Source organism: Candidatus Westeberhardia cardiocondylae, from assembly GCA_001242845.1.
Taxonomy (GTDB): Bacteria; Pseudomonadota; Gammaproteobacteria; order Enterobacterales; family Enterobacteriaceae; genus Westeberhardia; species Westeberhardia cardiocondylae.
The window spans coordinates 506,242-532,684 of the sequence record LN774881.1 but is presented as its reverse complement, the minus strand read 5'-3'; the positions used below and the strand labels follow the sequence as shown (position 1 = coordinate 532,684).

Annotated in this window: 15 protein-coding genes, 1 tRNA gene and 1 pseudogene; 6 read left to right on the top strand and 11 right to left on the bottom strand. The window is 23.8% G+C overall.

Features of this window, described 5'->3' with window-relative positions; genetic code table 11:
• Nucleotides 1-152: 152 nt before the first annotated feature.
• Nucleotides 153-236 (bottom strand) — tRNA-Leu (locus tag WEOB_RS02070).
• A 1,151-nt stretch (nucleotides 237-1,387) separates the two neighbouring features.
• On the opposite strand from WEOB_RS02070, the gene WEOB_RS02065 reads away from it, so the two are divergent.
• Nucleotides 1,388-2,680 carry a peptidylprolyl isomerase gene (locus tag WEOB_RS02065; protein ID WP_281263881.1) on the top strand — a complete coding sequence of 431 codons (1,293 nt, stop codon included), beginning with the start codon at nucleotides 1,388-1,390 and terminating at the stop codon, nucleotides 2,678-2,680.
• A gap of 332 nt (nucleotides 2,681-3,012) precedes the next feature.
• Nucleotides 3,013-3,831 (top strand): 16S rRNA (adenine(1518)-N(6)/adenine(1519)-N(6))-dimethyltransferase RsmA, encoded by an 819-nt coding sequence (gene rsmA, locus WEOB_RS02060; RefSeq protein WP_281263880.1) that lies wholly within the window; start codon nucleotides 3,013-3,015, stop codon nucleotides 3,829-3,831.
• 302 nt (nucleotides 3,832-4,133) lie between these two features.
• Here the strand turns inward: rsmA and WEOB_RS02055 are convergent, their stop codons facing one another.
• The 3 genes from WEOB_RS02055 to ileS all read right to left on the bottom strand — a co-directional run bounded on the left by WEOB_RS02055 (nucleotide 4,134) and on the right by ileS (nucleotide 8,199).
• The gene (locus tag WEOB_RS02055; protein ID WP_281263879.1) at nucleotides 4,134-4,631 is read right to left on the bottom strand and encodes a dihydrofolate reductase; all 498 of its coding nucleotides are present in this window, start codon (nucleotides 4,629-4,631) and stop codon (nucleotides 4,134-4,136) included.
• 278 nt (nucleotides 4,632-4,909) lie between these two features.
• On the bottom strand, nucleotides 4,910-5,392 hold the full coding sequence (gene lspA, locus WEOB_RS02050) for a signal peptidase II (protein ID WP_281264084.1): 483 nt from the start codon (nucleotides 5,390-5,392) through the stop codon (nucleotides 4,910-4,912).
• On the bottom strand, nucleotides 5,383-8,199 hold the full coding sequence (ileS, locus tag WEOB_RS02045; RefSeq protein ID WP_281263878.1) for an isoleucine--tRNA ligase: 2,817 nt from the start codon (nucleotides 8,197-8,199) through the stop codon (nucleotides 5,383-5,385). The genes lspA and ileS overlap by 10 nt, the downstream gene beginning before the upstream one ends.
• Before the next feature lie 631 nt (nucleotides 8,200-8,830).
• Between ileS and rpsT the strand changes: the two genes are divergently transcribed.
• Nucleotides 8,831-9,112: a 30S ribosomal protein S20 gene (gene rpsT, locus WEOB_RS02040; protein ID WP_281263877.1), complete on the top strand. Its 282-nt coding sequence runs from the start codon at nucleotides 8,831-8,833 to the stop codon at nucleotides 9,110-9,112.
• 125 nt (nucleotides 9,113-9,237) lie between these two features.
• Here the strand turns inward: rpsT and dnaJ are convergent, their stop codons facing one another.
• The 3 genes from dnaJ to tal form a co-directional block, all read right to left on the bottom strand.
• Nucleotides 9,238-10,368 carry a molecular chaperone DnaJ gene (dnaJ, locus tag WEOB_RS02035; RefSeq protein ID WP_281263876.1) on the bottom strand — a complete coding sequence of 377 codons (1,131 nt, stop codon included), beginning with the start codon at nucleotides 10,366-10,368 and terminating at the stop codon, nucleotides 9,238-9,240.
• Nucleotides 10,369-10,466: 98 nt separating this feature from the next.
• On the bottom strand, nucleotides 10,467-12,380 hold the full coding sequence (gene dnaK, locus WEOB_RS02030) for a molecular chaperone DnaK (protein ID WP_281263875.1): 1,914 nt from the start codon (nucleotides 12,378-12,380) through the stop codon (nucleotides 10,467-10,469).
• Nucleotides 12,381-13,095: 715 nt separating this feature from the next.
• Nucleotides 13,096-14,058: a transaldolase gene (gene tal / locus WEOB_RS02025; protein WP_281263874.1), complete on the bottom strand. Its 963-nt coding sequence runs from the start codon at nucleotides 14,056-14,058 to the stop codon at nucleotides 13,096-13,098.
• Nucleotides 14,059-14,646: 588 nt separating this feature from the next.
• On the opposite strand from tal, the gene WEOB_RS02020 reads away from it, so the two are divergent.
• The gene (locus WEOB_RS02020; protein WP_281263873.1) at nucleotides 14,647-15,078 is read left to right on the top strand and encodes a rhodanese-like domain-containing protein; all 432 of its coding nucleotides are present in this window, start codon (nucleotides 14,647-14,649) and stop codon (nucleotides 15,076-15,078) included.
• Nucleotides 15,079-15,179: 101 nt separating this feature from the next.
• On the opposite strand, the gene ssb is transcribed toward WEOB_RS02020, so the two are convergent.
• The 3 genes and pseudogenes from ssb to gyrA all read right to left on the bottom strand — a co-directional run.
• Nucleotides 15,180-15,668 (bottom strand): single-stranded DNA-binding protein, encoded by a 489-nt coding sequence (gene ssb / locus WEOB_RS02015; protein ID WP_281263872.1) that lies wholly within the window; start codon nucleotides 15,666-15,668, stop codon nucleotides 15,180-15,182.
• 626 nt (nucleotides 15,669-16,294) lie between these two features.
• Nucleotides 16,295-17,656, bottom strand: coding sequence for a replicative DNA helicase (dnaB, locus tag WEOB_RS02010; RefSeq protein WP_281263871.1), 1,362 nt, complete (start codon nucleotides 17,654-17,656; stop codon nucleotides 16,295-16,297).
• 329 nt (nucleotides 17,657-17,985) lie between these two features.
• Nucleotides 17,986-20,535, bottom strand: a pseudogene (gene gyrA, locus WEOB_RS02005) (DNA gyrase subunit A); the annotation flags it as partial.
• 898 nt (nucleotides 20,536-21,433) lie between these two features.
• Here gyrA and nrdA point away from each other — a divergent pair.
• A complete protein-coding gene (gene nrdA, locus WEOB_RS02000) occupies nucleotides 21,434-23,725 on the top strand; it encodes a class 1a ribonucleoside-diphosphate reductase subunit alpha (RefSeq protein ID WP_281264083.1) in 2,292 nt (763 codons plus the stop codon).
• A gap of 43 nt (nucleotides 23,726-23,768) precedes the next feature.
• On the top strand, nucleotides 23,769-24,893 hold the full coding sequence (gene nrdB / locus WEOB_RS01995; RefSeq protein WP_281263870.1) for a class Ia ribonucleoside-diphosphate reductase subunit beta: 1,125 nt from the start codon (nucleotides 23,769-23,771) through the stop codon (nucleotides 24,891-24,893).
• A gap of 44 nt (nucleotides 24,894-24,937) precedes the next feature.
• On the opposite strand, the gene WEOB_RS01990 is transcribed toward nrdB, so the two are convergent.
• Entirely contained in the window at nucleotides 24,938-26,422 is a 1,485-nt protein-coding gene (locus WEOB_RS01990; RefSeq protein WP_281263869.1) for an NADH-quinone oxidoreductase subunit N, read from the bottom strand.
• Between the last annotated feature and the right edge of the window lie 21 nt (nucleotides 26,423-26,443).

The window sequence follows — 26,443 nt, the reverse complement described above, 5'->3', positions numbered from 1 at the left end:
CACTTCCCATAAAATTTTTTATACAGATTCGATTTTCTTTAATGAGTTAAAATTTTATAAAAGATAAAAGTAGAACCAAAAAAGAAAAAAACAAACTTTGAAAAAATGTAATAACAACAATTGATTAAAATACTAAATTTATTTACATATAATACCGAAGATCGGACTCGAACCGATAATCCTTATGAGGAAGATGATTTTGAATCAACCGCGTTTACCAATTTCGCCACTTCGGTGAATAAAATAAAAATAAATTTCCTATAACTCAAAGAAACACATTTTATTATAAACAACAGTTTCTATACATAATATCATACTATGTAAAATATAAAAAATTTTTTATTTGATTAAATAAAAAATTAGGAATAGAATACATTGTAATCAAATTATTTTGTATAAACCTTATATGAGATCTAATTAACTTCGAAAATATATAAAATAAAAGTTGTTTTTTTGTTAAGGAATATATAATATAATCCATGCATTAATTTTATGATTCCGAAAAATTATTTAAATGTAGGTTCATATATATTTTATAGAATGTATAAAAACTTTTTCTTAAATGAGAAAATTTAAAATTTCGAATAAAGACGCAATTAATTAAATATATTTAAATAAATTAAGTAATATATTACAATACAAAATATAAAATTTTTTCGGAATTGAAAATTAAAAATATAAAATAAAATTTTTTCAAAAAATAATGTGTATCTGAAATTTTTGATGTGTTAACCAGATTTTATCTGTTATACTCATGATTTAATAACAAATGATTTTTTATAAAATCTAAAACAATGATTCTCCATTTGTATGGAGTTATTTTAAATAACAATTTTAGATTTGTATTGTGAAATAAAGTTATTAAATTAAACATTATTTAATTTAATTTAAGAAAATTAGATTTATAGGTTTTATTATATTTCATCCGTGTTTTTGAAAATATTTTCTATATTTAACATTGTTTTTAATTTCGTTTGATTTACAATTTTACAAAATATAAAAATGAAACTTTAATCTTATACAAGATGTAAAATTTAATACGATTTTTATTTTGAATTTTCTGAATTATATTTCAGTAATATCCATGGAAACTCATGAATTTTTTTTGATTAGATAAAATAAACTCCTGATTTTTTTTAAAATATAATTTTAATTAAACATTAAATTTACTTTTTGGAAAAATAAAATTTTCACAAATAATTGTTGAAATTAAAAGTGTAAAATATATAAAATTAACTTGTCATTGTAAACAAAATTACTAGTTAAAGTAAGATTCATAAAATTATATGTAGCAGTGTTATATTTTTATTTTTTTAATATTTAATTGGTTAATTTTTAGAATTTATAATTTTTTTAAAACTTTTTATGAATATTGAAGGAATGTAAAGTGCTTAAGTTTTTAATTTTTTTTCTCATATATCTTACACAGATTAATATAGGTTTTTCTAATTCTGTTTATGAATCAGATAAAATAGTTGCTATTGTTAATGAGGATATTTTATTAAAAAGTGATGTTTGTACTTTGCAAAATATTTTTTTTATGAAAAAAAAGAATATTCAAAGTGAGGATAATAAAAATAATTTGTTTAATTATTTTTTTTCCCCATTATGTCCTTTGAAAGAACTGGTTATAAGAAGTATTATTTTTCAATTAGCGAAAAAAAAATGTATTTTTGTTAATGAAGATGAAGTAAATAAAATTTTTCATGGTTATAATATAATAAACAAAACAGATAACAGTAAAATTTCTGTTGATGAAACATTACGATATGCAAGAATCAAAAATATGATTCAAAAAGAATTAATTATATCTCAATTTATTTTCGATGAAATTAGAAAAAAATTTATAATTTTACCAGAAGAAATAGAATCTACTATGAAGAAAATTTGTATTCAATATGATAATGAGACTCAATTTTATTTAAGTTATTTTTCAATAAAAGTTCCTGATGTGTTTTCTTCTAATGAAGATAAAAAAAGAATAATGATAAATTCATTAAAAAAATTAATTAAAATTGAAAACGGTACTTTTAACATTGAATATTTATTAAATAAATTTTCTCAAAAGAATAATTTTATGCAAAAAAGCTTTACTAAATGGTGTAGAATAAAAGAAATTCCGATACTGATTGATTTGCAAAATATTAAAAAAGGTGATATTATTGGTCCGGTTTTTTTCAATTCTTGTTTTCACATCATTAAAATTAATAATATTTGTGTACGTAATGCAGAAAAAATGATTGAAAAATTTTATGTGAAACATATTTTTTTTCAAAATTCAGAAGAAGATATAGCTAATATAAGAAATTTTAATAAATTAAAAAATTTTTATTATCTTATAAAAAATGGTTATTTAAACTTTAATGTTTTAACTAAAAAAATTTCTGAGGATTTACATTCTAAAAATAAAGACGGGATTTTGAATTATAGATCTATTTATTTTTTGGATCCAATATTTCAATATCATATAGAAAAATTGAAGTTAAAAGAAATTAGTTTTCCGGTTCATTCGAATTATGGTTGGCATTTAATTCAATTATTTGACACATGTAAAATTGGTTATATAGATTCAGTCTTAGAAAAAAAAGCCTATTATTTTTTATATCATAAAAAATTTATTGAAGAAATGTATTTATGGATACAAGAAAAAATTTCTTCTTCATATATTAATATTATATAATATGTATATGTGATAAATTAGTTAAAAGATTTTTTGTGTTCTATTATTTGAGTTATGTAATTTATTAATTTTAGTTTAATTTTTATTTATAGCTTATAAATATATTAAATATATTTTTCCTAATATCATTAATATGATTCATCGTGTATTTTAATTTTATTTTTAGCAATTTTTATGTATTTATGTATTAAATATTTCAAATATAAATGATATAATTTTTACATATTCGTAAAAATTTGGTTTTATATCTTAAAGCTAATGTGAATGAATAATTTTATATTTTTGTTTTAATTTATTTTTTGATGAATAAATAAATAATAATTAATAATGTAATGAATTTTTATTTTTACAAAAATTATAGAGTTAAAAAAAGATTGGGTCAAAATTTTTTATGTAATTCTTCAGATGTAAAGAGAATTGTATCAATTATTCATCCAAAATTAGAAGATATTATGGTAGAAATTGGGTCTGGTCTTGGTGTTTTTACAAAAATTATAGCAAGCTATGTTAACAATATGATTGCTATTGAAATTGATAAAGATTTAGTTAAACAATTATTTATGGATCCTGTTATATTAGAAAAAAAAGTAGTTATTTTAGAAGAGGATGTAAGAAAAATTAACTTTTTTTATTTATTTTTAAAATATAATAAATTATTAAGAATTTTTGGAAGTTTACCTTATAATATTGCAATTTCAATAATATTTCATCTTTGTAAATATAATGATTATATTTTTGATATATATTTGATATTGCAAAAAGAGATAGCTATTAGATTAGTAGCAAAACCTAATACTAAATTTTATGGTAAGCTTAGTGTATTTATGCAATATTTTTATGAAATTGTTTATATTTTAGATATATCTCCAACTTCATTTAAACCAGTTCCTAAAGTTTTTTCTTCTTTAGTTCGTTTAGTTCCTATAAAGCCTTTTATATTTGTTCGTAATGTTCAAGTTTTGCAAAAAATAATAGAGCATGCATTTAATCAACGAAGAAAAATTATAAGAAATAGTTTGCAGTATTTATTTGATATTGAAGATTTTAAAAAAATAAATCTTGATGATTCTTTGCGTGCTGAAAATTTAACTTTAGAAAATTATTGTTTATTAGCTAATATACTAGATAAAAAAATATTTCAAAAAAAATAATTTGTGTTAATTTAAAAAATAATTTATTAGTTTTAATTATTATTTGTTTTAATTGTATGAATGGTATTTTAAAAAATTAATTTTGTATATTTTTTGATTTTTATTTTAAAAATTCATTCTAAAATAGTTTTTTATTTATATAAAATGAATTAATAGAGGAAATGTAGATTTGTAAGTAAAATTTTCGAAAATTATTCAGTAATAAATTTAAATATGAAATGATTTGTTTTGAAATTTTTATATTTTTTATTATGATAGTTTTGATTGTTTTTATTTAATTTGTTCATAAATTTAAAAATATATTAATGGCGTTGAAGAATTTCAAAAAAACAATCATATAGATTATTTTTGTCTGCATAGGAAAATTTTTTGTATATAGAAAACCAATTATTTTTTTGATATTTTGGAAAAAAAACATTTCCTTTTATTATAATATTAACATGAGTTAAGTATAATCGATGTGCTTGTTTAAAAAAAATATTGTATATTTGATTTCCTCCAATTATCATAATTTCTTTTTCTTTTTTAGGAATTATAGAGAGTGCCGTTTTTTTGTTAGAAACAAAAATAGTGTTTTTGTTTTTTTTAGTTTTGTGAATTTTTTTTGTTAAAATAATATTTAATCTGTTTGGTAAAGGAATTTTATTTATTGATTTATAAGTATTGTTTCCCATTATAATAGGTTTATTTATTGTGTTATGTTTAAACCACTTTAAATCATTTGGAAGATACCATGGAATGTAATTATTAATTCCAATAACATGATTTTTTGACATTGCACTAATAATACTAATCATCATATTTTTTAGTGTTAAGATAGTTTTTATGTTTTATAAGTTTTATTGGTTAAATTTTAATATATTGTTAATATTTTGATTATATGTTTAAATTTTAATTTTAAAATACAAGAATTGTAAAAAACAAAAATTGGATTTTATTTTTTGATAGTATATTGAAATATTTTATAAAGTTAATTAAATAATTATTTAAAGATATTTAGATAATATTGTTTTTATTTTAAATAAGTACAAATTATTTTTGATATCCTTTTATAAAGGAAGGATATGTAAAAATATTACTAAGTTATTTTTGTATTATTGAATTTGAATATAATTAACCCTATTCCGATGATTATACTAATATCTGCAAAATTGAATATTGGAAAATGATAATTATAAATATAAAAATCAATAAAATCAATTATTCCATATAATAATATTCTGTTTAATAAATTTCCTAATATTCCTCCTATGATTATTGAATAAATTATGCTATTTTTTTTATTTTTTTTGTATACTTTAATAGTAAGTATAATTAACATAGTGACAGATAATATTATAGAAAATATATAGCAATATTTTTTTTGATTTGAGTAAATTCCAAATATTATTCCTGGATTATAAATATGTGTAAAATTTAAATATTTTGGAATTATTTCTATGGATTCTCCAGGAAGCAAATATAATAAAATTATTAATTTGCTAAATATGTCTATCAAAAAAATTGTCAAGGTTATTAAAAAATAAAATAAATTTTTTTTTCTATTATATTTTAAATAAATTTTCTTTTTTCTCCTTCTCCATAAATATTGTTAATACAACGACCGCAAATATTTTTATTCCTATCGTTTTCTTTTTTATCATCAATTTTATAATGCCAACAACGAGGACATTTTATTTTTTTGGATTTGGTTAGAAATATTTTTAGTCCTTCTATGTTTTTGCATATTGTAGCTTTTTCTGTATAATCTTCGTGAAAATTTTTTATTTTAGCTGATGAGGTTAATAATGCAAAATGTAATTCATTTTTTAATATAAACAATTTTTTAGCAAGTTTTTTTTTTGCATAAAGTATTATATTAGCTTCTAACGAAGATCGTATTATATTTTTAATTTTAGCATATTCTATTATTTTATTTGTTTCATTTTGTATTTTTTGTATTAATTTCCACAAATTATTATCAATTAATTTTTTTTTATCTAAAATAAATAGATTTTCATACCACGTTTCTGTAAAAATATATTTTTTTCTTTTTCCGGGAATGAAACTCCAAATTTCATTAGCAGTGAATGGTATTATCGGAGAAATCCATCTAACTAATGCCTCTATGATATGATACATAGCTGTTTGGCAACTTCTTCTATTAATTCCGTTTTTCTTTGTTGTATATTGTCTATCCTTGATTATATTTAAATAAAAAGAACTCATGTCTATTGAACAAAATTGCATTATTTGTTTTACAACGTTGTGAAATTCATATTTTTCATAAAAAGAGATTATTTTTTTTTGTGTGTTACTTGCACGACTTACAGCCCAGCAGTCTAATTCTATCATTTTTTCTTTTTTTAAGATATTTAAATTTGTATCAAAATCGTTTAAATTGGATAAAAGAAATCTTATTGTGTTACGGATCTTTCTATAAATATCTATAGTATTTTTAAATACTTCGTTTGAAATGGACATTTCATTTATATAATTGGTAGAAGCAATCCATAATCGAAGAATATCTGCGCCAAATTTATTGACAATGCTTTTTGGTGTTATTATATTTCCAATAGATTTAGACATTTTATTTCCTTTTTTATCTACAGAAAATCCATGACTTATTATTTTATTACAAGGAGGTTTTTTTTCAATTAAATTGGATATAATTATAGATGATAAAAACCATCCTCTATATTGATCATGTCCTTCTAAATATATATCTGGTTTTTGTTTCATAAATTCTGGGCGAGTTTTTGTAACAGAAAAATAGGTAGCACCTGAGTCAAACCAAACATCTAATGTATCTGTTATTTTGTGATAAAGTTTTGCATCTTCTTTTCCTAGGATGTCTTCTTCTTTTAAATTATTCCAAGCTTGTATACCATTTTTTTCAATTATTTTTGCTACATTTTCTATAAGATTAATAGTATTAGGATGTAAGGTGTTATTTTGATTATGTACAAAAAAAGGAATAGGAACACCCCATACACGTTGTCTTGATATGCACCAATCAGGAGAATTAATAAGCATATTTTTCATATTATGCTTTCCCCATTTTGGAATCCAATTTATTTGATCGAGTATTGATTGTTTTTTGAATACATTAATAAACCATTGGGGTGTTGAACGAAAAATTACTGGTGTTTTGTGTCTCCAACAATGTGGATATGCATGTTCAGTGTTTTCTGTATGTAATAATGCATGTTTTTTTTTTAACATGTTAAGTAAAATATCATTTACTTTTTTTATGTTTAAATTATTTAGTTGCGGAAATATTTCAGATTTGTAAAGTCCATTTTTATTGATTAAATTAATAATTTTTAAATTGTATTTTTTACTAATTAGATAATCAATTAATCCATGTCCTGGTGCAATATGTACTAAACCTGTTCCTGTTTTTTCTGTAATGTTTTTGTTTAATACAATTGGTACATTAAATTTTATTAATGGATGTTCAAATTTTTCTAATTCTAAATTTTTTCCTTGCGTTGTTCCTATAATTTTCCATTTTTGTATATTCATTTTTTGCATTATTTTTTTTACTAGATTAGCATTAATTATGAAATTATTTTTTCCGTTAATTTCAATTAATTGATAATAATGTTTTGGGTTTATTGCTATAGCTTGGTTTCCAGGTAAAGTCCATGGATTTGTGGTCCAAATTATTAAATAAATTGTTTTATTATAATATTGATTTTTAATATTGAATTTTTTTATAATTTTTTCAGTGTTATTAGATTTAAATGTAAAATATATAGAAAGAGACTTAGTGTTATAATATTCCACTTCGGATTCTGCTAATGTAGAAGTGCAGTCTACACACCAATATGTTGGCTTCATTCCTTTGTATAAGTGTCCTTTGGAAACTATTTTTTTAAATGTTCGTATGGTGTTAGCTTCAGTAGTGTAATTCATTGTTAGATAAGGATTATTCCAATCTCCAAATATTCCTAATCGTATAAAATCTTTTTTTTGTTTTATTATTTGTTTTTTTGCATAATTTCGGCAAATTTTTTGAAATTCGGTTCGATTAATGTTTTTTCCTGGTTTTCCGATTTTTTTTTCTACTTGTAGTTCTATTGGTAATCCGTGACAATCCCATCCTGGTACGTATGGGGCATCGTATCCCATTAATCCTTTAAATTTAATAATGATATCTTTAAGTATTTTGTTAATTGCATGTCCTATATGAATGTTTCCGTTAGCATATACAGGACCATCATGTAAAAAAAAGATTTTTTTTCCTTTTTTGGAATCTCGGATTTTTTTATATATATTTTTTTCGTTCCATTTTTGTAAAATTTTTGGTTCATTTTTTTGTAAATTTCCTTGCATAGGAAATTTTGTATTTGGCATATTTAAAGTATCTTTGTAATTTTTCATGTATATTAAAATCCATTATAGAATTGATTAAAATGTTTTTATAAGTAAATAAAATAAAATGAAAATAATTATCTTCTTATTAGTAAAATACATATTAAAAAAATTGTTTTTATTTTAGAATTATTATTTTTGTATATAAAATATGTTTATGTTATACATTGAATTTAAAATATCTTATGAAAGATGATATATTTTATAAATCTTGTATTAAATTGATATATTTTGTCTTTATGATAATAGTTTATATAAGTTTAAATAAAATGTAGTCTTGCATTTTATTTTTTAGATTTATATTTATAACATATAAAATATATTGTTCTATATATTTTATTTTTTAATAATTATTAAAATAATAAAATTGTGTGCGTATTTTAGTTTTTATTTTATATAGAATAATGGTATAATAAAGTTCATTTTGAATTTGTAAATTTAATCGTAATTAATGAAGTTTATTAAGGTTGATTTTTTATAGAAAATATGTTTTGTTTTTTGTTTTGGTATATAAATTAGTTATTTTAAAAATTTAATTCTTATTTTAAATTTAAAAAATTTATAAAAGATTTATTTTGTTTAAAAATTTCGAGAGTAATAATTTTATTGTATGTTATTAAATTTGTGAGCATATGAAAATATGGTTAATATTAAATCAAGTAAAAAAAGAATTTTTCAATCTGAAAAACGCAGAAAATATAATATGAGTCAACGTTCCATGATTCGGACTTATATAAAAAAAGTTCGTTTTTTTATTAAAAATGGTGACAAAAAAAACGCAAGTTCTGCGTTTTCTTTATTGCAACCTATTTTAGATCGTCAAGTAAATAAGAAGTTATTTCACAGGAACAAAGTAGCGCGTTATAAATCTAATTTGATGATAAAAATAAATTCTATCAAAACAAAGAATTCTAATATATAGTTTTATTTTGAATAAAAATTTTCGTTGTAATTTTATTTTTATGAGAAAGGTCTTTCGTTTTATTTTTATTAGAAATTTTTTTATTTTATTATTTTTTATCTTTTAAATCAAATTTTTATTTGTATTTATCTTGTTAAATTATCAAAAAATTTTTTTACACCATCAAGAAAACTTTTAGATCTTGGACTATTTTTATTTCCGCTAGGTCCATCGAAACTTGTTTTTAAATCTTTTAATAATTGTTTTTGTCTTTCGTTAAGTTTTACTGGAGTTTCTACTACAATTTTACATAGTAGATCACCTTGTTTTCCATCTCTAATAGATTTGACTCCTTTTCCTCTCATTCGTAATAGTTTTCCACTTTGTGTTTCCGATGGTATTTTTAATTCAACTTTTCCGTTAATAGTCGGTACTTCAATTTCTCCACCAAGAGCTGCTATGGAAAAATTAATTGGAACTTCGCAATATAAATCATTGTTTTCTCTTTCAAAAATTTTGTGTTTTTTTACATGAATTTGTATATATAAATCTCCATTTTGTATTCTATTTTTTCCACTTTCTCTTTTTCCAGACAATCGTATTCTATCATTATTGTCAACTCCAGCGGGTATTTTTATAGATAAAGTTTTATATTTTTCTACTCTTCCATTTCCTTGACAAAAATTACAAGGATATTGTATAATTTTTCCTTCACCATGGCAAGTTGGACAAGTTTGCTGAATAGTAAAGAAACCTTGTTGCATTTGTATTTGACCATGTCCCCGACAAGTTTTACACAAAGTAGGTAAAGTTCCAGATTTAGTTCCGGTTCCGTTGCAAATGCCACATGTTTCTAATGTAGGTATACGAATTTCTCTTTTTGTTCCTTTTACGGCTTCTTCAAGAGACAATTCTATATTGTAACATAAATCTGATCCTCTATAAGTTTTCTTTTTTCTGTTGTTTCTTCCGAAAATATCTCCAAAGACATCCCCGAAAATATCTCCAAAATCGCTACTTGATGTGGTAAATTCTCCATTTATATTGTTTTGTTCAAAAGCAGCGTGCCCATATTGATCATAAGCGGTTTTTTTCTTAGGATCACTTAATATTTCGTAAGCTTTTTTTATTTTTTTAAAATTTTTTTCTGCTTCAGTATTTCCAGGATTTCTATCTGGATGAAATTTTATTGCTAGGCGTTTATAGGCTTTTTTGATTTCGCGTTCTCCTGCATTTCTGGAAACGCCTAAAATCTCATAGTAGTCTAATTTCGCCATGTTCAATTTTCCCTAAATTTATTGTTTCTGTTTAAAAATATTTTGTTTTTTTTGACAATTTAAGTAGCTTAATAAATAAAATTCTTTGTATAATTATTTTATTTTTTTTCTTTATCTTTTACTTCTTCAAATTCTGCATCAACAACATTATCGTCTTTTTTTTTCGTAAATTCAGTTTCTTGTTTTTTAGATTTTTCTTGTTGTTGAGCTACTTCTATTAATTTGTTTGATGATTGAATCAATTTTTGTATTTTTTCTTCTATGTTTTTTTTGTTTTCTTGTTTTAATGCGGATTCTAAATTTTTTATTGAGTTTTCAATTTCAATTTTATCTTTATTAGAAATATCTTTTTCTAATTCTTTTAATTTTTTACGAGTGCTGTGTAGTAAGTGGTCTCCTTGATTCTTAATTTGTATAAGTTCTTCAAATTTTCGGTCAGATTCAGCATTTACTTCAGCTTCTTGTATCATTTTTTTAATTTCTTCTTCTTTTAGTCCAGAAGAAGCCTTAATGGTAATTTTTTGCTCTCTTCCACTGTTTTTATCTTTAGCGGATACATGTAAAATTCCATCTGCATCAATATCGAATGTTACTTCGATTTGTGGTATCCCACGCATAGCTGGAGAAATTCCATCCAAATTAAACTGCCCTAATGATTTATTGTCAGCTGCTCGTTTTCTTTCACCTTGTAACACATGAATCGTTACTGCTGATTGGTTGTCTTCAGCTGTAGAAAATATTTGACTATGTTTAGTTGGTATAGTTGTATTTTTGGAAATTAAGGTTGTCATAATTCCACCCATAGTTTCTATCCCCAAAGATAAAGGTGTTACATCTAAAAGCAATACATCTTTTACGTCTCCTGCTAATACTCCGCCTTGAACTGCTGCTCCGATTGCTACTGCTTCATCTGGATTTACATCTTTTCTGGGTTCTTTACCAAAGAAATCAGAAACTTTTTTTTGAACTAGTGGCATTCTAGTTTGACCTCCAACTAGAATTACGTCTTTAATATCGGATATTGATAATCCAGCATCTTTTAACGCTACTTTTACTGGTTCTAATGTATTATTTACTAATTTTTCGACAAGTGATTCTAATTTTGCACGAGTCATTTTTAAATTCATATGTTTAGGACCAGTAGAATCTGCTGTAATATATGGGAGATTAATGTCAGTTTGTTGCGAAGATGAAAGTTCTATTTTTGCTTTTTCTGCAGCTTCTTTTAATCTTTGCATAGCCAATGGATCATTTCGAAGATCTATTCCATTATATCTTCTAAATTCATTAACTAAATAGTTAATTAATCGGCTATCGAAATCTTCTCCCCCCAAATGTGTGTCTCCATTTGTTGCTAATACTTCAAAAGTTTTCTCGCTATCGACATGATCAATTTCAATTATTGAAATGTCAAATGTTCCTCCTCCTAAATCGTATACCGCAATAGTTCTATTTCCTGTTTTTTTATCTAATCCATATGCTAACGCAGCTGCGGTTGGTTCATTGATAATTCTTTTAACATCTAATCCAGCAATTCGACCAGCGTCTTTCGTTGCTTGTCTTTGTGCATCATTAAAATAAGCTGGTACTGTGATAACTGCTTCATTGACTTTTTCTCCTAAATAATCTTCTGCTGTTTTTTTCATTTTTTTTAATACTTCTGCAGAGACTTGTTGTGGAGCCATTTTTTGTTCTTTAATTTGCAACCAAGCATCACCGTTTTCTGAAGCGATAATTTTATAGGGCATAATATTTACATCACGTTGTATTTCATTGTCGTTAAAACGGCGACCGATTAGTCGTTTTATAGCAAATAAGGTGTTTTTTGGATTGGTAATGGATTGGCGTTTTGCTGGTTGCCCAACTAATATTTCTCCTTCTTGGGTATAAGCAATAACAGAAGGAGTTGTTCTATCTCCTTCGCTGTTTTCTATTACACGAGGTTTATTACCTTCAATAATTGCGATACAGGAATTAGTTGTACCTAAATCAATACCGATGATTTTTGCCATTATAAGACATCTCCAAAATTAAATTTTGATAAAATTTTTCAGTTTTTATTTTTATGTATATTTCATTATTTTTGGTAAGGAATCTGCATTGGTTCAGTATTTTTTACATAATTGTGTGAAAAATATTGCATGTTTACTAACGTATAATAGAAAATATACTAAATAATGTGATCCATACTACTCTAAGATGGGGATAATATGATCCTGCATCAAGGGGTAACAAAAAAAATATTATTTTATTTTTGTATTGTTTAAAATTTTTTATTAAATTTCTTTTTATTTTAATTTGTTATTAAGCATAATTTTCGTATTATTATATAATTTTATTTGTATGAGAAATTTATTGTATATAGGTTTGCATATTATAAAATTTGATAATTTTATGTTTAGTATTTGAATTTGGTATTTAGTTTTTTGTGGTGAATGTCATAAGTTTGTTTTCATTTATTTAGTACTGTTTTGAAATAATTATAATATTTTGTTGTATTTTACGTTAAAATAGATTGGGATCTATATATATTGGGTTTTAGATAGTAAATACGAATGTTTTATTTTATTTATATGTGTAAAAATGCGATAAATTTATATTTAATTGTACGAGATAATTAGTGATGAAATTTTTTTATTTTTGGTTTTTATTTTGATATTTAAGCTTAAATTTTTAAATTTGTTTTGATTTAAATTGATTACATTTTGATTTTAAGTATGATGTATTTTATATCATTTTTATTAATATATTTTCTAACTTTTCTTGATCATTAGCAAAGTCTCTAATTCCTTGCGCTAATTTATCTACTGCCATTGGATCTTGGTGATGCATCCATAGAAATTCTTCTTCACTTAATTTTTTTGGTTTTTTTTGTTTTATATTATCTGTTTTTTTAAATAGTTTTCTTTCTACTTTTCCTTGACTTTTTTCTAATTGTTCAAGAAAAACGGGAGATATTGTAAGTCTATCGCATCCAGCTAGAGATAAAATTTCTTCGATATTTCGAAAACTCGCTCCCATGATGATTGTTTTATAATCATATGTTTTATAATAATGATAAATGGCAGTTAATGATGTTACTCCTGGATCGTTTTTTTTTGTAAATTTTTTTTTTGGATAAGTGTTTTTGTACCAATCTAAAATACGGCCAACAAATGGTGAAATTAAGTATACCTCTGCTTCTGCAGATGCGCGAGCTTGTGCGAATGAAAATAATAATGTAAGATTGCAATTTATTCCTTCTTTTTCTAACTTTTCAGCTGCTCGAATTCCTTGCCAAGTTGCAGCTAATTTTATAAGTATGCGATTATTTTTAATATTTGCGTTATTATATAATTTGATCAGATCTTTTGCTTTTTTTATACTGTATTCAATATTATATGAAAGATGAGAATCGATTTCAGTTGATATACGTCCTGGAATAATTTTTAGAATTTCTATCCCAATACTAACTGCAAGATATTCTGCTGCATATTTTGCTTGTTTTTTTTTATTATTTGTATTTTTTTGTTTAGACCAAAATATTGCTTTTTTTATGTGTTTTTTATATTCTGGTTGGTTTATAGCATGTAGTATTAAAGACGGGTTTGTAGTTGCGTCTTGAGGTTTATAGCGGTGTATATCGTGTATATTACTGCTATCTGCTACTATTGTTGTAATTTTTCGTAGTGCATTTAGTTTGTTGATCATAGTATTATCTCGAAATGATTAAATTAGAATCGTATTTTTTGTAATTATTTTGTGTTGTTTTTTTTGTAATGTAATAAGATATAGAATTCAATTTTTTATTTTCATTATTTAGAGTGTGTGTAGAATTTTTTATTTGTAAATTTTATTTTAAATTAATAATATTCAATTAGAATTAAAAAATCAATTTGTATTTTATATAAAATTATATTTTATATAGTTTATTAAGTTATATAATTATAAAAAATATTTTATAAAATTTATGATTTATGTATATGTTTTTAAAATGTGTTATTTTGTAATTTTACATGTGTTTTATTTTATTTTCTATGTTTGTTTGAAAATTTTATAAAATTTTTGGTTTTTTTAATTGGTTTATGAAGAAATGTTTGATAAAATTGGTTTTATCGTTAGATATATTTTGTATATTAATAATTTTGTTATGTTGTAACAGTTTTAGAATACTTGGAGGATTTTAATTTTTTATATTTGATTTTTTTGTATAAATAGTGTTTTATTTATTAAAATTTAATTTTGTTAATAATATTTTTATATTTTTTTTATTTTTACGATTTTATGTGTGAAATGTTTATGCAAAGAATTACACAATTTTTTATGAATCATTTTATATTAAGCATGATATGGTTGGTTCTTTTTTTTCTTTTAATATTTTTATTTATTTGGAATTTTTTTTCTAAAGTTGAAGAAATTTTTCATACAGATGTTATCAATTTAATTAATAGAGAAAATGCAGTTATTGTTGATTTACGAAGTAGAAGTGAGTACAAGAGGGGACATATTATTAATAGTATAAATTTTCTTCCAGAAGAAATTAAATCAAAAAAATTTAATACATTGTATGTGATAAGAAATCAACCTATTGTTTTGGTTTGTAGTAATGGTTTTTCTTCTCGCAGTTTTGCTGAAAACTTAATTTCGCATGATTTTAAAAGAGTTTATGTACTTAAGGAAGGGATCTTTGGTTGGAAAGAAAAAAAATTTCCTTTAGTTTCTAATATTTAGAAATATTTTATTTTTAAAAATGTTACTTAAATTTATATTTATTTTGAAGATTAAAAAAATAGAAAAAATTTTATGTTTCCTGTATTTTAGGATTTTGATAATTAAAATGGAATATCATCTTCAAAATCCATTATAGATATGTTTTCATTTTTTTTATTTGGTATATTGGTTAGATTTTCTTTATTTTCTGTAAGTTTTGTATGATTTGTTTGAGTTTGTTTGTTTTTCATAGTATTATCATAATTATTTCCTAACATTTGCATAGTACCATTAGAATTAACTAATATTTCTGTTGTGTAATGATTTTTTCCATTTTGATCTTGCCATTTTCTAGTTTGTAATGATCCTTCTACATAAATTTTTGAACCTTTTCGTAAAAATTCTTTTGCGATTTCAGCTAATCTTCCAAATAATATTATTTTATGCCATTCTGTTTTTTTTTTGATGCATTTAGTTTTTTTATCTTTCCAATTTTCTGAAGTGGCTAGAGTGATGTTAGCTATTGCTATTTCACTGTTTGGTATATAACGAATTTCTGGGTCTTTTCCTAAATTTCCTATTAAAATAACTTTATTAATGCTTCTGTTCATTGTTATATTCTCCTAGTTTTACAAATTTTATAGAATTTTATGTTAAAGAGTTATATTATGTGATGTTATCAGAAAATATGATTATTTGTATAGTTATATGGTTATAGATTTATTTTTTGTTTTAATGGATTATATTATTTGTATATAATTGCGACTTTTAAATAATTTGATTTTATGTATAATTTATAGTATTAAGTTTGAGTGTTGATAATTATTTATATTTAATTTTGTTGGTTTATAAATTTATAACTTTATTTTGTAAAATATTTTATCTAAAAAAAGTAATTAAATAATTCTAAGATGTTTAATTGGATTTAGTATTATGAATATTGTTTTGTATGTTATTGAAATTAAAGAAATTTATTTTTAGAATAATTTAATTTTAAATAAATAAAATTAGTTAATTGTGGAAAATATTGAAATTTTTGTAATATTGAATAATAAAATATATTTTGTTTTTGAAAAAAAGTTTTTATGAGAAAAAATTTTTTTTATTTATATATTTGTACGTACTAATTTTATAAATTTAATAATTTTAGCTAAATAAATTAAAATTTAAAATTTTTATAATTTAAAATTTTTATTTTTATGTATAAATATATGGAAAATAATGTGTTTATAAATTTTTAGATATTAGCGTAATTGTCAAATCTTGACCATTGTCCGTTGAATGTTAGTTTTATAGTACCTGTTGGTCCGTTTCTTTGTTTGCTGAAGATGATTTCCGCTATTCCTTTCATTTCACTTTTTTCATTATAAAGTTCGTCTCTGTAAATAAACATAATTAAATCCGCGTCTTGTTCAATAGATCCTGATTCACGTAAATCGGAATTTATAGGTCTTTTATCGAATCGTTGTTCTAAACTTCGATTTAGTTGTGATAATGCTATGATTGGTACTTGTAATTCTTTTGCTAATTCTTTAAGTGATCTAGAAATTTCGGTAATTTCTAATGTTCTATTGTATGATAATGTTGGAACACGCATAAGTTGAAGATAATCTATCATAATTACACTTAAACCTCCATGTTCTTTGAATATTCTCCTAGCCCGTGATTTTAAAGTTATTGGGGTAAGATCTGATGAATCATCAATATATATATTATTTTTTTTTAACAAGATATTAGCAGTGTTGTACACTCGGGTCCAATCTTCATGTTTTAATTTTCCGGTTCTGATTTTTGTTTGGTTAACACGTGATAATGATGCTATAATTTTTATTATAATTTGTGTACTAGACATTTCTAAGCTAAAAATTAGTGCTGGTTTATTTTCTGTCATAGAAATATTTTCACACAAATTTATAGCAAATGTAGTTTTACCCATTGCGGGTCTTGCTGCAATTATAATTAAATCTGATTTTTGTAATCCTGCAGTTTTTTTATCTACATCTTGATATCCACTGGAAATTCCAGTGATTCCATTATTGTATGGATTATTGTAAAGTTTTTCTATATTTTTTATTGTTTTATTAAGAATATGATTTATATTTTTAGGTCCTGTGTTTCTGTTTAAATAATGTTCTGCTATTTGAAATACGTTTGATTCAGCAAAGTCTAATATATCTTCAGAATTTCTTCCTTTCGGGTTATATCCAGCATCAGCAATTTTATTTGCTACAGAAATTATTTCTCGTATTATAGATCTTTCTCGAACTATATCAGCGTATGCAATAATATTTGCAGCGCTGGGTATGTTTTTTGATAATTCAGCAAGGTAAGAAAATCCTCCTATTTTTTGTAATGTTCCTTTTTTTTCTAAAGATTCAGATAGGGTAATTAAATCAATAGGTTTTCCTATACTTAATAAGTTTTGCATTTCTAGAAAAATTAATTTATGTGAATAATGAAAAAAATTATTTTCGTTTATTTTTTCGAAAACATCATCCCATCTATTGTTATCTAGCATTAATCCACCTAAAATTGATTGTTCTGCTTCAATTGAATGTGGAGGTATTTTAAGTTGATTTATTTTCTGATCATTTTGCATATATTTTATTGAATAAATTATTGAGTAAAATGTTACTATAAAAATAGTATATAAAAGTTTTTGTTGCAGGATTTACTTAATTTAATTAAGTACTAAATTTAATTATAAAAATTTTATTATTACTTTGTTTATATAAGTAGTGCTTAATTTATTTTTACATATTATTTTGAATTTTTGTACGATGAATTGGTATTGAAATAATATATTTGTACAAAATAAAGCTAAATATATAATAAATAGTGATTAGTAATGTTAATTAAAAATTTTTAGATTTATTTTATTAGTTATATTCAAAAAATAGCATATATGAAAGTATTTTATATTATGCGTTGCAATCCTACTACATGTTCATTATCTATAGTTCGAATTAATCGAACCCCTTGGGTATTTCTGCTAACAATATTAATTTCAGACACGCGAATTCGGACTAACGTTCCTGCATCGGTAATGATCATGATTTGATTAGAATTGTCTGCTTGCACTGCGCTAACAACTTTTCCGTTTCTTTTTGTCACTTTTATTGAAATAACACCTTGGGTTGCGCGCGATTTTTTTGGATATTCCGATTGTTTTGTTCTTTTTCCATACCCATTTTTTGTAATTGTTAATATGGGGCTTTTATTTTTTGGTATAATTAATGAAACTACTTTATCTCCTTTTTTTAGATTAATTCCTTGTACACCAATTACTTTTCTACCCATGTTTCGTACTTGTTTTTCTGAAAAACGAACTACTTTTCCATAAGAAGAAAATAACATAATATCGCTATTTCCATTTGTTAAATCTACTCCAATTAATTCATCTCCCTTATTTAAATTAATAGCTATAAGTCCTGTGTTTCTTGGATGAATAAATTCATTAAAGGATGTTTTTTTTACTGTTCCGTTTGCAGTAGCCATAAAAATATGACTTGCTTCTTCATATTTTTTTACAGGAAGAATAGTGGTAATTTTTTCGTTAGGTTTTAATGGTAATAGATTTACAATAGGTCTTCCTCTTGAAGTTCGATTAGATTCAGGTAATTGGTATACTTTCATCCAATATACTTTTCCCTGATTAGAAAAAAGTAAAATAGTATCGTGAGTGTTGGTTACTAATAGAAAATGTATGAAATCTTTATTTTTGATATTGGCTGCTGATTTTCCTTTTCCCCCTCTTTTTTGTGCATCATATTCTGTAAGTGGTTGATATTTTACATATCCATGGTTTGATAAAGTTACAATGACTTTTTTTTTATTTATTAAATCTTCAGTATGAATTTTTGTTGGATATTTTATGATTTTTGTTCTTCTTAGATCATTATATTCATTTTTTATTAGGATGAGTTCTTGTTGTATAATTTCTTTTAATTTATTTGAATGTTGTAAAATATGAATTAGTTCATATTTTTTTTCTAGCATATTGCTATATTCTTCTATTATTTGTTTTTTTTCTAAATTAGTTAATTTGTATAATTTTAAATTTAAAATTGATTGGACTTGTTTTTCGCTTAGATAATATTCTTTAATAAATTTATAATTTTTTTGTTTTTTTTTGGTGTTTGTAGAAATATTGTTTTTTTCTTTTTTTATATAATTGTTATTGTTAATGGTGTTTTGTATATTTTGATTCTTTTTGTATTGTAATGTTGCATTCCAAGAATAAGTTTTTAAGGTTTTTTTTGCTTCTGTTGAAGTGAGAGATTTTTGTATTATTGGTATAATTGAGTCAATATTATCTATTGCAATTGCTAATGCTTTAAGAACATGAATTCGTTCCTTAGTTTTTTTCAATTCAAATATTGTTCTTCTTGTTACTATTTCTTTTCTATGATCTAAAAATGCGGATAATATTTCTTTGAGAGATAAAGTTTTTGGCTTTCCTTTATATAAAGCTACCATATTTATTCCGAATGATGTTTGCATTTGACTTAGTAGATATAAATTTTTAAGCACGATATTTCCTATTGCATTTTTTTTAATATTAATGACAATACGTATTCCATCTTTGTCAGATTCATCTCGTAGATTACTAATTCCTTCTATTCTTTTTTCTTTTGTTAGATTAGCAATTTTTTCAATTAATTTTGCTTTATTTATTTGATAAGGAATTTCACTAATAATAATAGTTTCTCTTCCGTTTTTTTTATTTATTTTGATTTTTGCTCGTGCTTGTATATAGATTTTTCCTTTTCCTGTATTGTATGCATCGTAGATTCCTTTAGTTCCGTTTATGATAGCAGCAGTTGGAAAATCTGGCCCCTGAATGTGTTTCATAAGATCTTCTACAGTAACATTTTTGTTGTTTATGTATATTAAACAAGCGTTGATTACTTCGGTGAGGTTATGTGGGGGGATATTAGTTGCCATTCCTACTGCAATTCCAGAGGATCCATTAATTAATAAATTTGGTATTTTACTTGGAAGAATACTAGGAATTTTTTCTGTTTCATCATAATTTGGTACGTAATCGACAGTATTTTTTTTTAAATCGAATAGTAATTCGTGAGCAATCTTTGTCATTCGTATTTCTGTATATCGCATTGCTGCTGCAGAATCTCCATCTATAGATCCAAAATTTCCTTGCCCATCTATTAATATATATCGTAATGAAAATAGTTGTGCCATTCGAACAATAGTTTCATATACAGCATTATCTCCATGAGGGTGGTATTTTCCAATGACATCTCCAACTATTCTTGCGGATTTTTTATGTGGTTTGTTCCAATCATTTCCAAGAATATTCATAGCGTATAAAATTCGTCTATGAACTGGTTTTAATCCATCCCGAACATCTGGTAACGCACGGCCAATAATAACCGACATGGCATAATCTAAATAAGATTGTTTTAGTTCTTCTTCAATATAAACAGTTGTAATATTTTTGTTTTGATTTTTCATGGAATGTAGTTAATTTTATATGAAAAGTTTTGTTTAAGAAAATTTATAGTATATTTTTTTACGTTTATAATCAAGAGAAGTTTATTTTTTATGTTTATAAATTAAAATTTTAGAATTTTAAGTTTATTGTTTTTGTTATTTTTATGTTTAATATTTATTTTGGTGAATATGTTTTTTGGTTTATATTATATTTATAATTGTTTAGTTTTGTTTATTTTAAATTTTTATAAATTTTGTATGTTAATCAATAAATAAATTTATTTTATTATGTAACATGTTGTATGAAAATTTTTGAAATATTTTAATTTACTTTAGAATATCATATTGAGTCTTAATATTATAAGGATTTTTTATATTGAGTTATTATTTTTTTGTAGTTAATTATACACAAAATGTTCTTTTGTTAGTTTTTAATAAACGGAGATTTAATATTGTTTTCAATATATCATTTATGTTTATTGTTGGTTTGTGTTTAAAAATTTTTATATTTTTGTGGAATTTTCTGTTTTTAATACTATGAGGTGATGTTTTTATTAAAAATTTTTTAAAAATTATCTTAAATTTTTAATATTATTGAAAATAGAATTTTATTCTAGCGAAATTTTATTTTTTTAGAAAAAGTTATTTCATTGTATTAAAAAGTTTTATATAATACTTGGTGCTGTTTTTATATTTAAAAATTTATATTTTGAATATTGTTTTTTGTATTAGATTTTTTTTAAATCCAAATAAAAAAATTAAGAGTATAAGTATTGATTATGGTTTCATTAGTAAATTTAAAGCACTAAGTGTATATTTATGTATTTTATTAATATTCAAATGTGTTTTTCTTTATAATTTTTTGAATCATTCACAATAAATGTGTTATATATTAATAATTACGAAGGGAAGTTATAAAGTGAGTCAACCTTTATTAGTTGTAAAGCGTAATGGAAGAAAAGAAAATATCAATCTTGATAAAATTCACCGAGTGATTAATTGGGCTGCACATGGATTAAGTGATGTTTCTGTATCTCAGGTAGAATTACGTTCTCGTATTCAGTTTTATCATGGAATTAAAACATCTGATATTCATGAAACTATTATAAAAGCTGCGGCGGATTTGATTTCTCCAAAATATCCTAATTATCAGTATCTTGCTGCAAGATTAACAGTATTTCATTTGCGAAAAAAAGCATATGGCCAATTTATTCCCCCAACATTGTATAATCATGTTTATAAATTAGTGAAATTAAATAAATATGATAAATGTTTTCTTGAGAAATATAGTTTTAGTGAAATTTCTACAATAAATAGTTTTGTAGATCATTCTCGAGATATGAAATTTTCTTATGCTGCAATAAAGCAATTTGAAAATAAATATTTAGTACAGGATCGTGTTACTGGAGATATTTATGAAAGCGTTCAGTTTTTATATATTTTAATTGCAGCTTTTATATTTATAAATTATTCTAAAAATGTGAGATTAGATTATATAGAACGCTTTTATGATGCAATATCAAATTGGAAAATTTCTCTTCCAACTCCTATCATGTCAGGTGTTCGAACTCCTAGTTGTCAATTTAGTTCTTGTGTTTTAATTGAATGTGATGATAATTTAGATTCAATTAATGCTACTTCTAGCGCTATTGTTAAATATGTTTCTCAAAGAGCTGGTTTAGGAATTAATGTTGGTCGTATTCGTGCATTAGGAAGTTCTATAAGAAATGGAGAAGCTTTTCATACAGGTTGTATTCCATTTTATAAGCATTTTCAAACCGCTGTTAAGTCTTGTTCACAAGGGGGTGTCCGTGGTGGTGCAGCTACTTTGTTTTATCCAATTTGGCATTTAGAAGTAGAAAGTTTATTGGTATTAAAAAATAATCGTGGAATAGAAGAAAATAGAGTTCGTCATGTAGATTATGCTGTTCAATTAAATAAATTAATGTATCAACGATTATTAAAAGATGAAAAAATTACGTTATTTAGTCCTTCCGATGTTCCTGGGTTATATGATGCTTTTTTTTCTGATCAAAAAAAATTTTCAGAATTATATTTAATGTATGAAAATGATAGTAATATTCGTTCTAATAAAGTTAATGCAAGAGAGCTATTTTCTTTAATGATGCAGGAGAGAGCTTCTACTGGTCGTATTTATATACAAAATGTGGATCATTGTAATACTCACAGTGCATTTGATGCTAATTTAGCTCCAATACGTCAATCTAATTTGTGCATGGAAGTAACTCTTCCTACCGAACCAATACAACATATTGATGATAATAATGCAGAAGTTGCTTTGTGTATGTTGTCTGCATTTAATCTTGGAAGTATTAGTGATCTTAGTGAATTGAATAATTTATCAGATTTAATAGTTCGCGCTCTTGATGCATTATTAGATTATCAGAGTTATCTTTTAAATTCTTCTAAAAAGGGAGCTATAGGTAGAAGATCTTTAGGCATCGGTGTAATTAATTATGCATATTATTTAGCAAAGAACGGAGTACGTTATTCTGATGGTAGTGCAAATAATTTAACTCATCGTACTTTTGAAGCAATGCAATATTATTTATTACAAGCATCTTGTAATTTAGCTAAAGAATATGGATCGTGTCCGTTATTTTGTGAAACAAATTATGCAAAGGGGATTTTTCCTATTGATACGTATAAACGAGACATAGATGATATTGTTGATGAACCGTTGCATTGTGATTGGAAAATTTTGCGAGAAAAAATAAAGAAATATGGTTTGAGAAATTCTACTTTATCAGCATTGATGCCGTCAGAAACTTCTTCTCAGATTTCTAATGCTACAAATGGAATTGAACCACCTCGTTCTATTTTGGTTGTTAAAACTTCTAAGGACGGAGTTTTAAGACAAATAATTCCAGATTCTATTCATTTAAAAGATAAGTATGAATTTCTTTGGAATATTCCTGGAAATGATGGATATTTACGTCTAGTTGGTATAATGCAGAAATTTATTGATCAATCTGTTTCTGCGAACACTAACTATGATCCTTCTATTTTTTTATATGGAAAAGTTCCAATGACGCAGTTGTTAAAAGATTTGTTAACTGCTTATAAATTTGGATTGAAAACTTTATATTATCATAATACCCGTGATGGCTCAATTAATCCCCAGAAAGATTTTAATTCGATAAAAGTAACAAATTATCGAGAGAATGATTTTTCTTGTTGTGATATTTAAAAGGAAAGCGTTTATTTATATATTTGATTAAGGATAAAATTGTATGATTTATACTACATTTTCTCAAAATAAAAATAACCAATTGTTGGAACCAATGTTTTTAGGGCAATCAGTTAATATTGTTCGTTTTGATCAACAAAGATATAAAATTTTTGAACAGTTGATTGAGAAACAATTGTCTTTTTTTTGGAGACCGGAAGAAGTTGATGTATCTCGTGATCGTGTTGATTATCAAAATTTACCTGATCATGAAAAACATATTTTTATTAGTAATTTAAAATATCAAACATTATTAGATTCTATTCAGGGAAGGAGTCCTAATGTTGCGTTTTTGCCAATAGTTTCTATTCCAGAATTAGAAACTTGGATAGAAACTTGGTCATTTTCTGAAACAATTCATTCTAGATCTTACACACATATTATTCGTAATATTGTAAATGATCCATCTTGTATATTTGATGAAATTGTTAGTGATAAAGAAATCTTAAAACGTGCAAAAGATATTTCTGGTTATTATGACAGTCTTATTAAGTATGTTAGTTATTATCATCTTTTTGGGGAAGGAAAACATAAAATTAATGATAAAACTGTTATTATTAATTTAAAAGAGCTAAAAAAGAAACTTTATTTGTGCTTGTTGAGCGTTAATGTGTTAGAAGCAATTCGATTTTATGTTAGTTTTGCATGTTCTTTTGCTTTTGCTGAACGAGAATTAATGGAAGGGAATGCTAAAATAATTCGTTTAATTGCTCGAGATGAGTCGTTACATTTAATTGGTACACAGAATATATTAAATTTAATTTGTTCTAATGATGTTGAAATGAGAGAAATATCTGTTGAGTGTAGAAAAGAGTGTCGTGATATTTTTTTAATTGCTTCGAATCAAGAAAAAGACTGGGCAGATTATTTATTTCATAGTGGTTCTATGATAGGTTTGAATAGAGACATTTTATGTCAATATATAGAGTATATCACTAATGTTCGTATGCAAGCTGTTGGTTTAGATTGCATTTTTGACATTTCTTCTAATCCCATCCCATGGATTGATTTTTGGTTGGATTCGGATAATGTGCAAGTTGCTCCTCAAGAGGTAGAAGTTGGTTCATATTTAGTTGGACAGATTAATTCTGAAATTGTTCATGATGATTTAAGTAATTTTAAATTGTGAAATTTATTTTTTAGAAAAGTTAAGTTTTATGATTATTGTTTTATTTATATTTCTATTGTTTTAATGGTTTTTAGAATTGTAATTAATGGTTTTGGATAGATTCCAAGTATTATGATACACAGTGTAAATAGTGTAAGAATTATGATGTTTTTATAATATTGGTTTAGATGAAATTTAGTTTTGTTATTTATAGAATTTGGGATAAATAGGATAGTGATAATATATATGTAGTAAATTATGCTTATTGTGTTTCCAATGATAATAATAATATTTAACCAATATATTTTATTATGTATTCCTAAAGTCATAATATAAATTTTTCCAACAAATCCTAATGTCATAGGAATTCCAGCTAAGGATAAAAGGAAAATTGTAAGTAATAAAGAAATATATGGATGTTTCCAAAATAATCCTTTATAAAAGGATAAAGAGTTTGTTTTGATTTTATTTGTGCATAATTTTTTTTTAGAATAAATATGTGTTATTATATCGATAATATTTAATATACCTATATTAGCTAAAAGATAGGAAATTAGATATATTCCTATAGCTTCCATAGTGAGAGAGTAGTTTTGTTTTATAGTAGTTAACCCAATAGTTAAATATCCAAAATTAGAAATAGAAGAATAACTGAGAAGTTTTTTAATATTGTCTTGTTTTAAAGCCATGCATGTTCCCAAGATAATGGAGATAGAAGAGAGTACAATTAATAGTGTGCAAAAATTTTTATTTTGTGCTATTGAGGTTTGTAATAAAAAACGTAATGTTGTCAAAAATATTGTAGTTTTATTGAGAAGTAAAAATATTATGGTTTGTGGATGAGAAGTTTGGTATAATTTTGGTATTATTAAATGGAATGGAACTAGAGATAATTTAAATCCTAGTCCTGCTATTATCATACTCAATGCTATTAAAATAATATTTGAATATACAATAGAATTATTTAATAATTCTTTTATTTTACAAAAAGATAGTTCTCCAATATATGCATATATTAAAGCAATACCAAATAAAAAGAATGATGAAGATATCATTGATAAAATTATGTAATTAATTATTATTTTTAATGATTCTTTATTGTATAGAATGTTATATCCTATTATTCCAAATAATGATAAGGAAATTAATTCTATTCCGACGAACATTGTTATGCAATGTTCAGCGCTACATAAAATTATATTTCCTATGGAAGCGATTAAAATGAATAAATAAAATTCATTTTTTTGATTGTTTGGAACAGATTTTAACCACGTGTAGGATAATACACTATTTATTAAGTTTCCTAACAGTATTAAATTTGTGTAAAATATTGAAAATGTATCAATGGATATTAATGGTGTGATATAAATTGGAATTTTGTTGTTTTGGTATTTAATAAAATAAAGTGCTAAATTTAATCCTATGTTTGTTATATACATACTGATAGTATGGTTTTTTGTCCATATTATATTTAATAATATTATTAGAATTGTAAATCCAATGATGAATATTGGTAATAGTGCAATTAATTCTTGGGAGAGTTTTATCATAATAGAGAAAAATTTTTTAAG

Excerpts from the sequence above, each read along its gene's own strand:
- WEOB_RS02020 (WP_281263873.1), top strand. The coding sequence starts at position 14,647 with ATGCAAAGAATTACACAATTTTTTATGAATCATTTTATATTAAGCATG.
- WEOB_RS02055 (WP_281263879.1), bottom strand. The coding sequence starts at position 4,631 with ATGATGATTAGTATTATTAGTGCAATGTCAAAAAATCATGTTATTGGA.
- dnaK (WP_281263875.1), bottom strand. The coding sequence starts at position 12,380 with ATGGCAAAAATCATCGGTATTGATTTAGGTACAACTAATTCCTGTATC.
- WEOB_RS01990 (WP_281263869.1), bottom strand. The coding sequence starts at position 26,422 with ATGATAAAACTCTCCCAAGAATTAATTGCACTATTACCAATATTCATC.
- nrdB (WP_281263870.1), top strand. The coding sequence starts at position 23,769 with ATGATTTATACTACATTTTCTCAAAATAAAAATAACCAATTGTTGGAA.
- ssb (WP_281263872.1), bottom strand. The coding sequence starts at position 15,668 with ATGAACAGAAGCATTAATAAAGTTATTTTAATAGGAAATTTAGGAAAA.
- ileS (WP_281263878.1), bottom strand. The coding sequence starts at position 8,199 with ATGAAAAATTACAAAGATACTTTAAATATGCCAAATACAAAATTTCCT.
- rsmA (WP_281263880.1), top strand. The coding sequence starts at position 3,013 with ATGAATTTTTATTTTTACAAAAATTATAGAGTTAAAAAAAGATTGGGT.
- dnaB (WP_281263871.1), bottom strand. The coding sequence starts at position 17,656 with ATGCAAAATGATCAGAAAATAAATCAACTTAAAATACCTCCACATTCA.
- dnaJ (WP_281263876.1), bottom strand. The coding sequence starts at position 10,368 with ATGGCGAAATTAGACTACTATGAGATTTTAGGCGTTTCCAGAAATGCA.
- rpsT (WP_281263877.1), top strand. The coding sequence starts at position 8,831 with ATGGTTAATATTAAATCAAGTAAAAAAAGAATTTTTCAATCTGAAAAA.
- tal (WP_281263874.1), bottom strand. The coding sequence starts at position 14,058 with ATGATCAACAAACTAAATGCACTACGAAAAATTACAACAATAGTAGCA.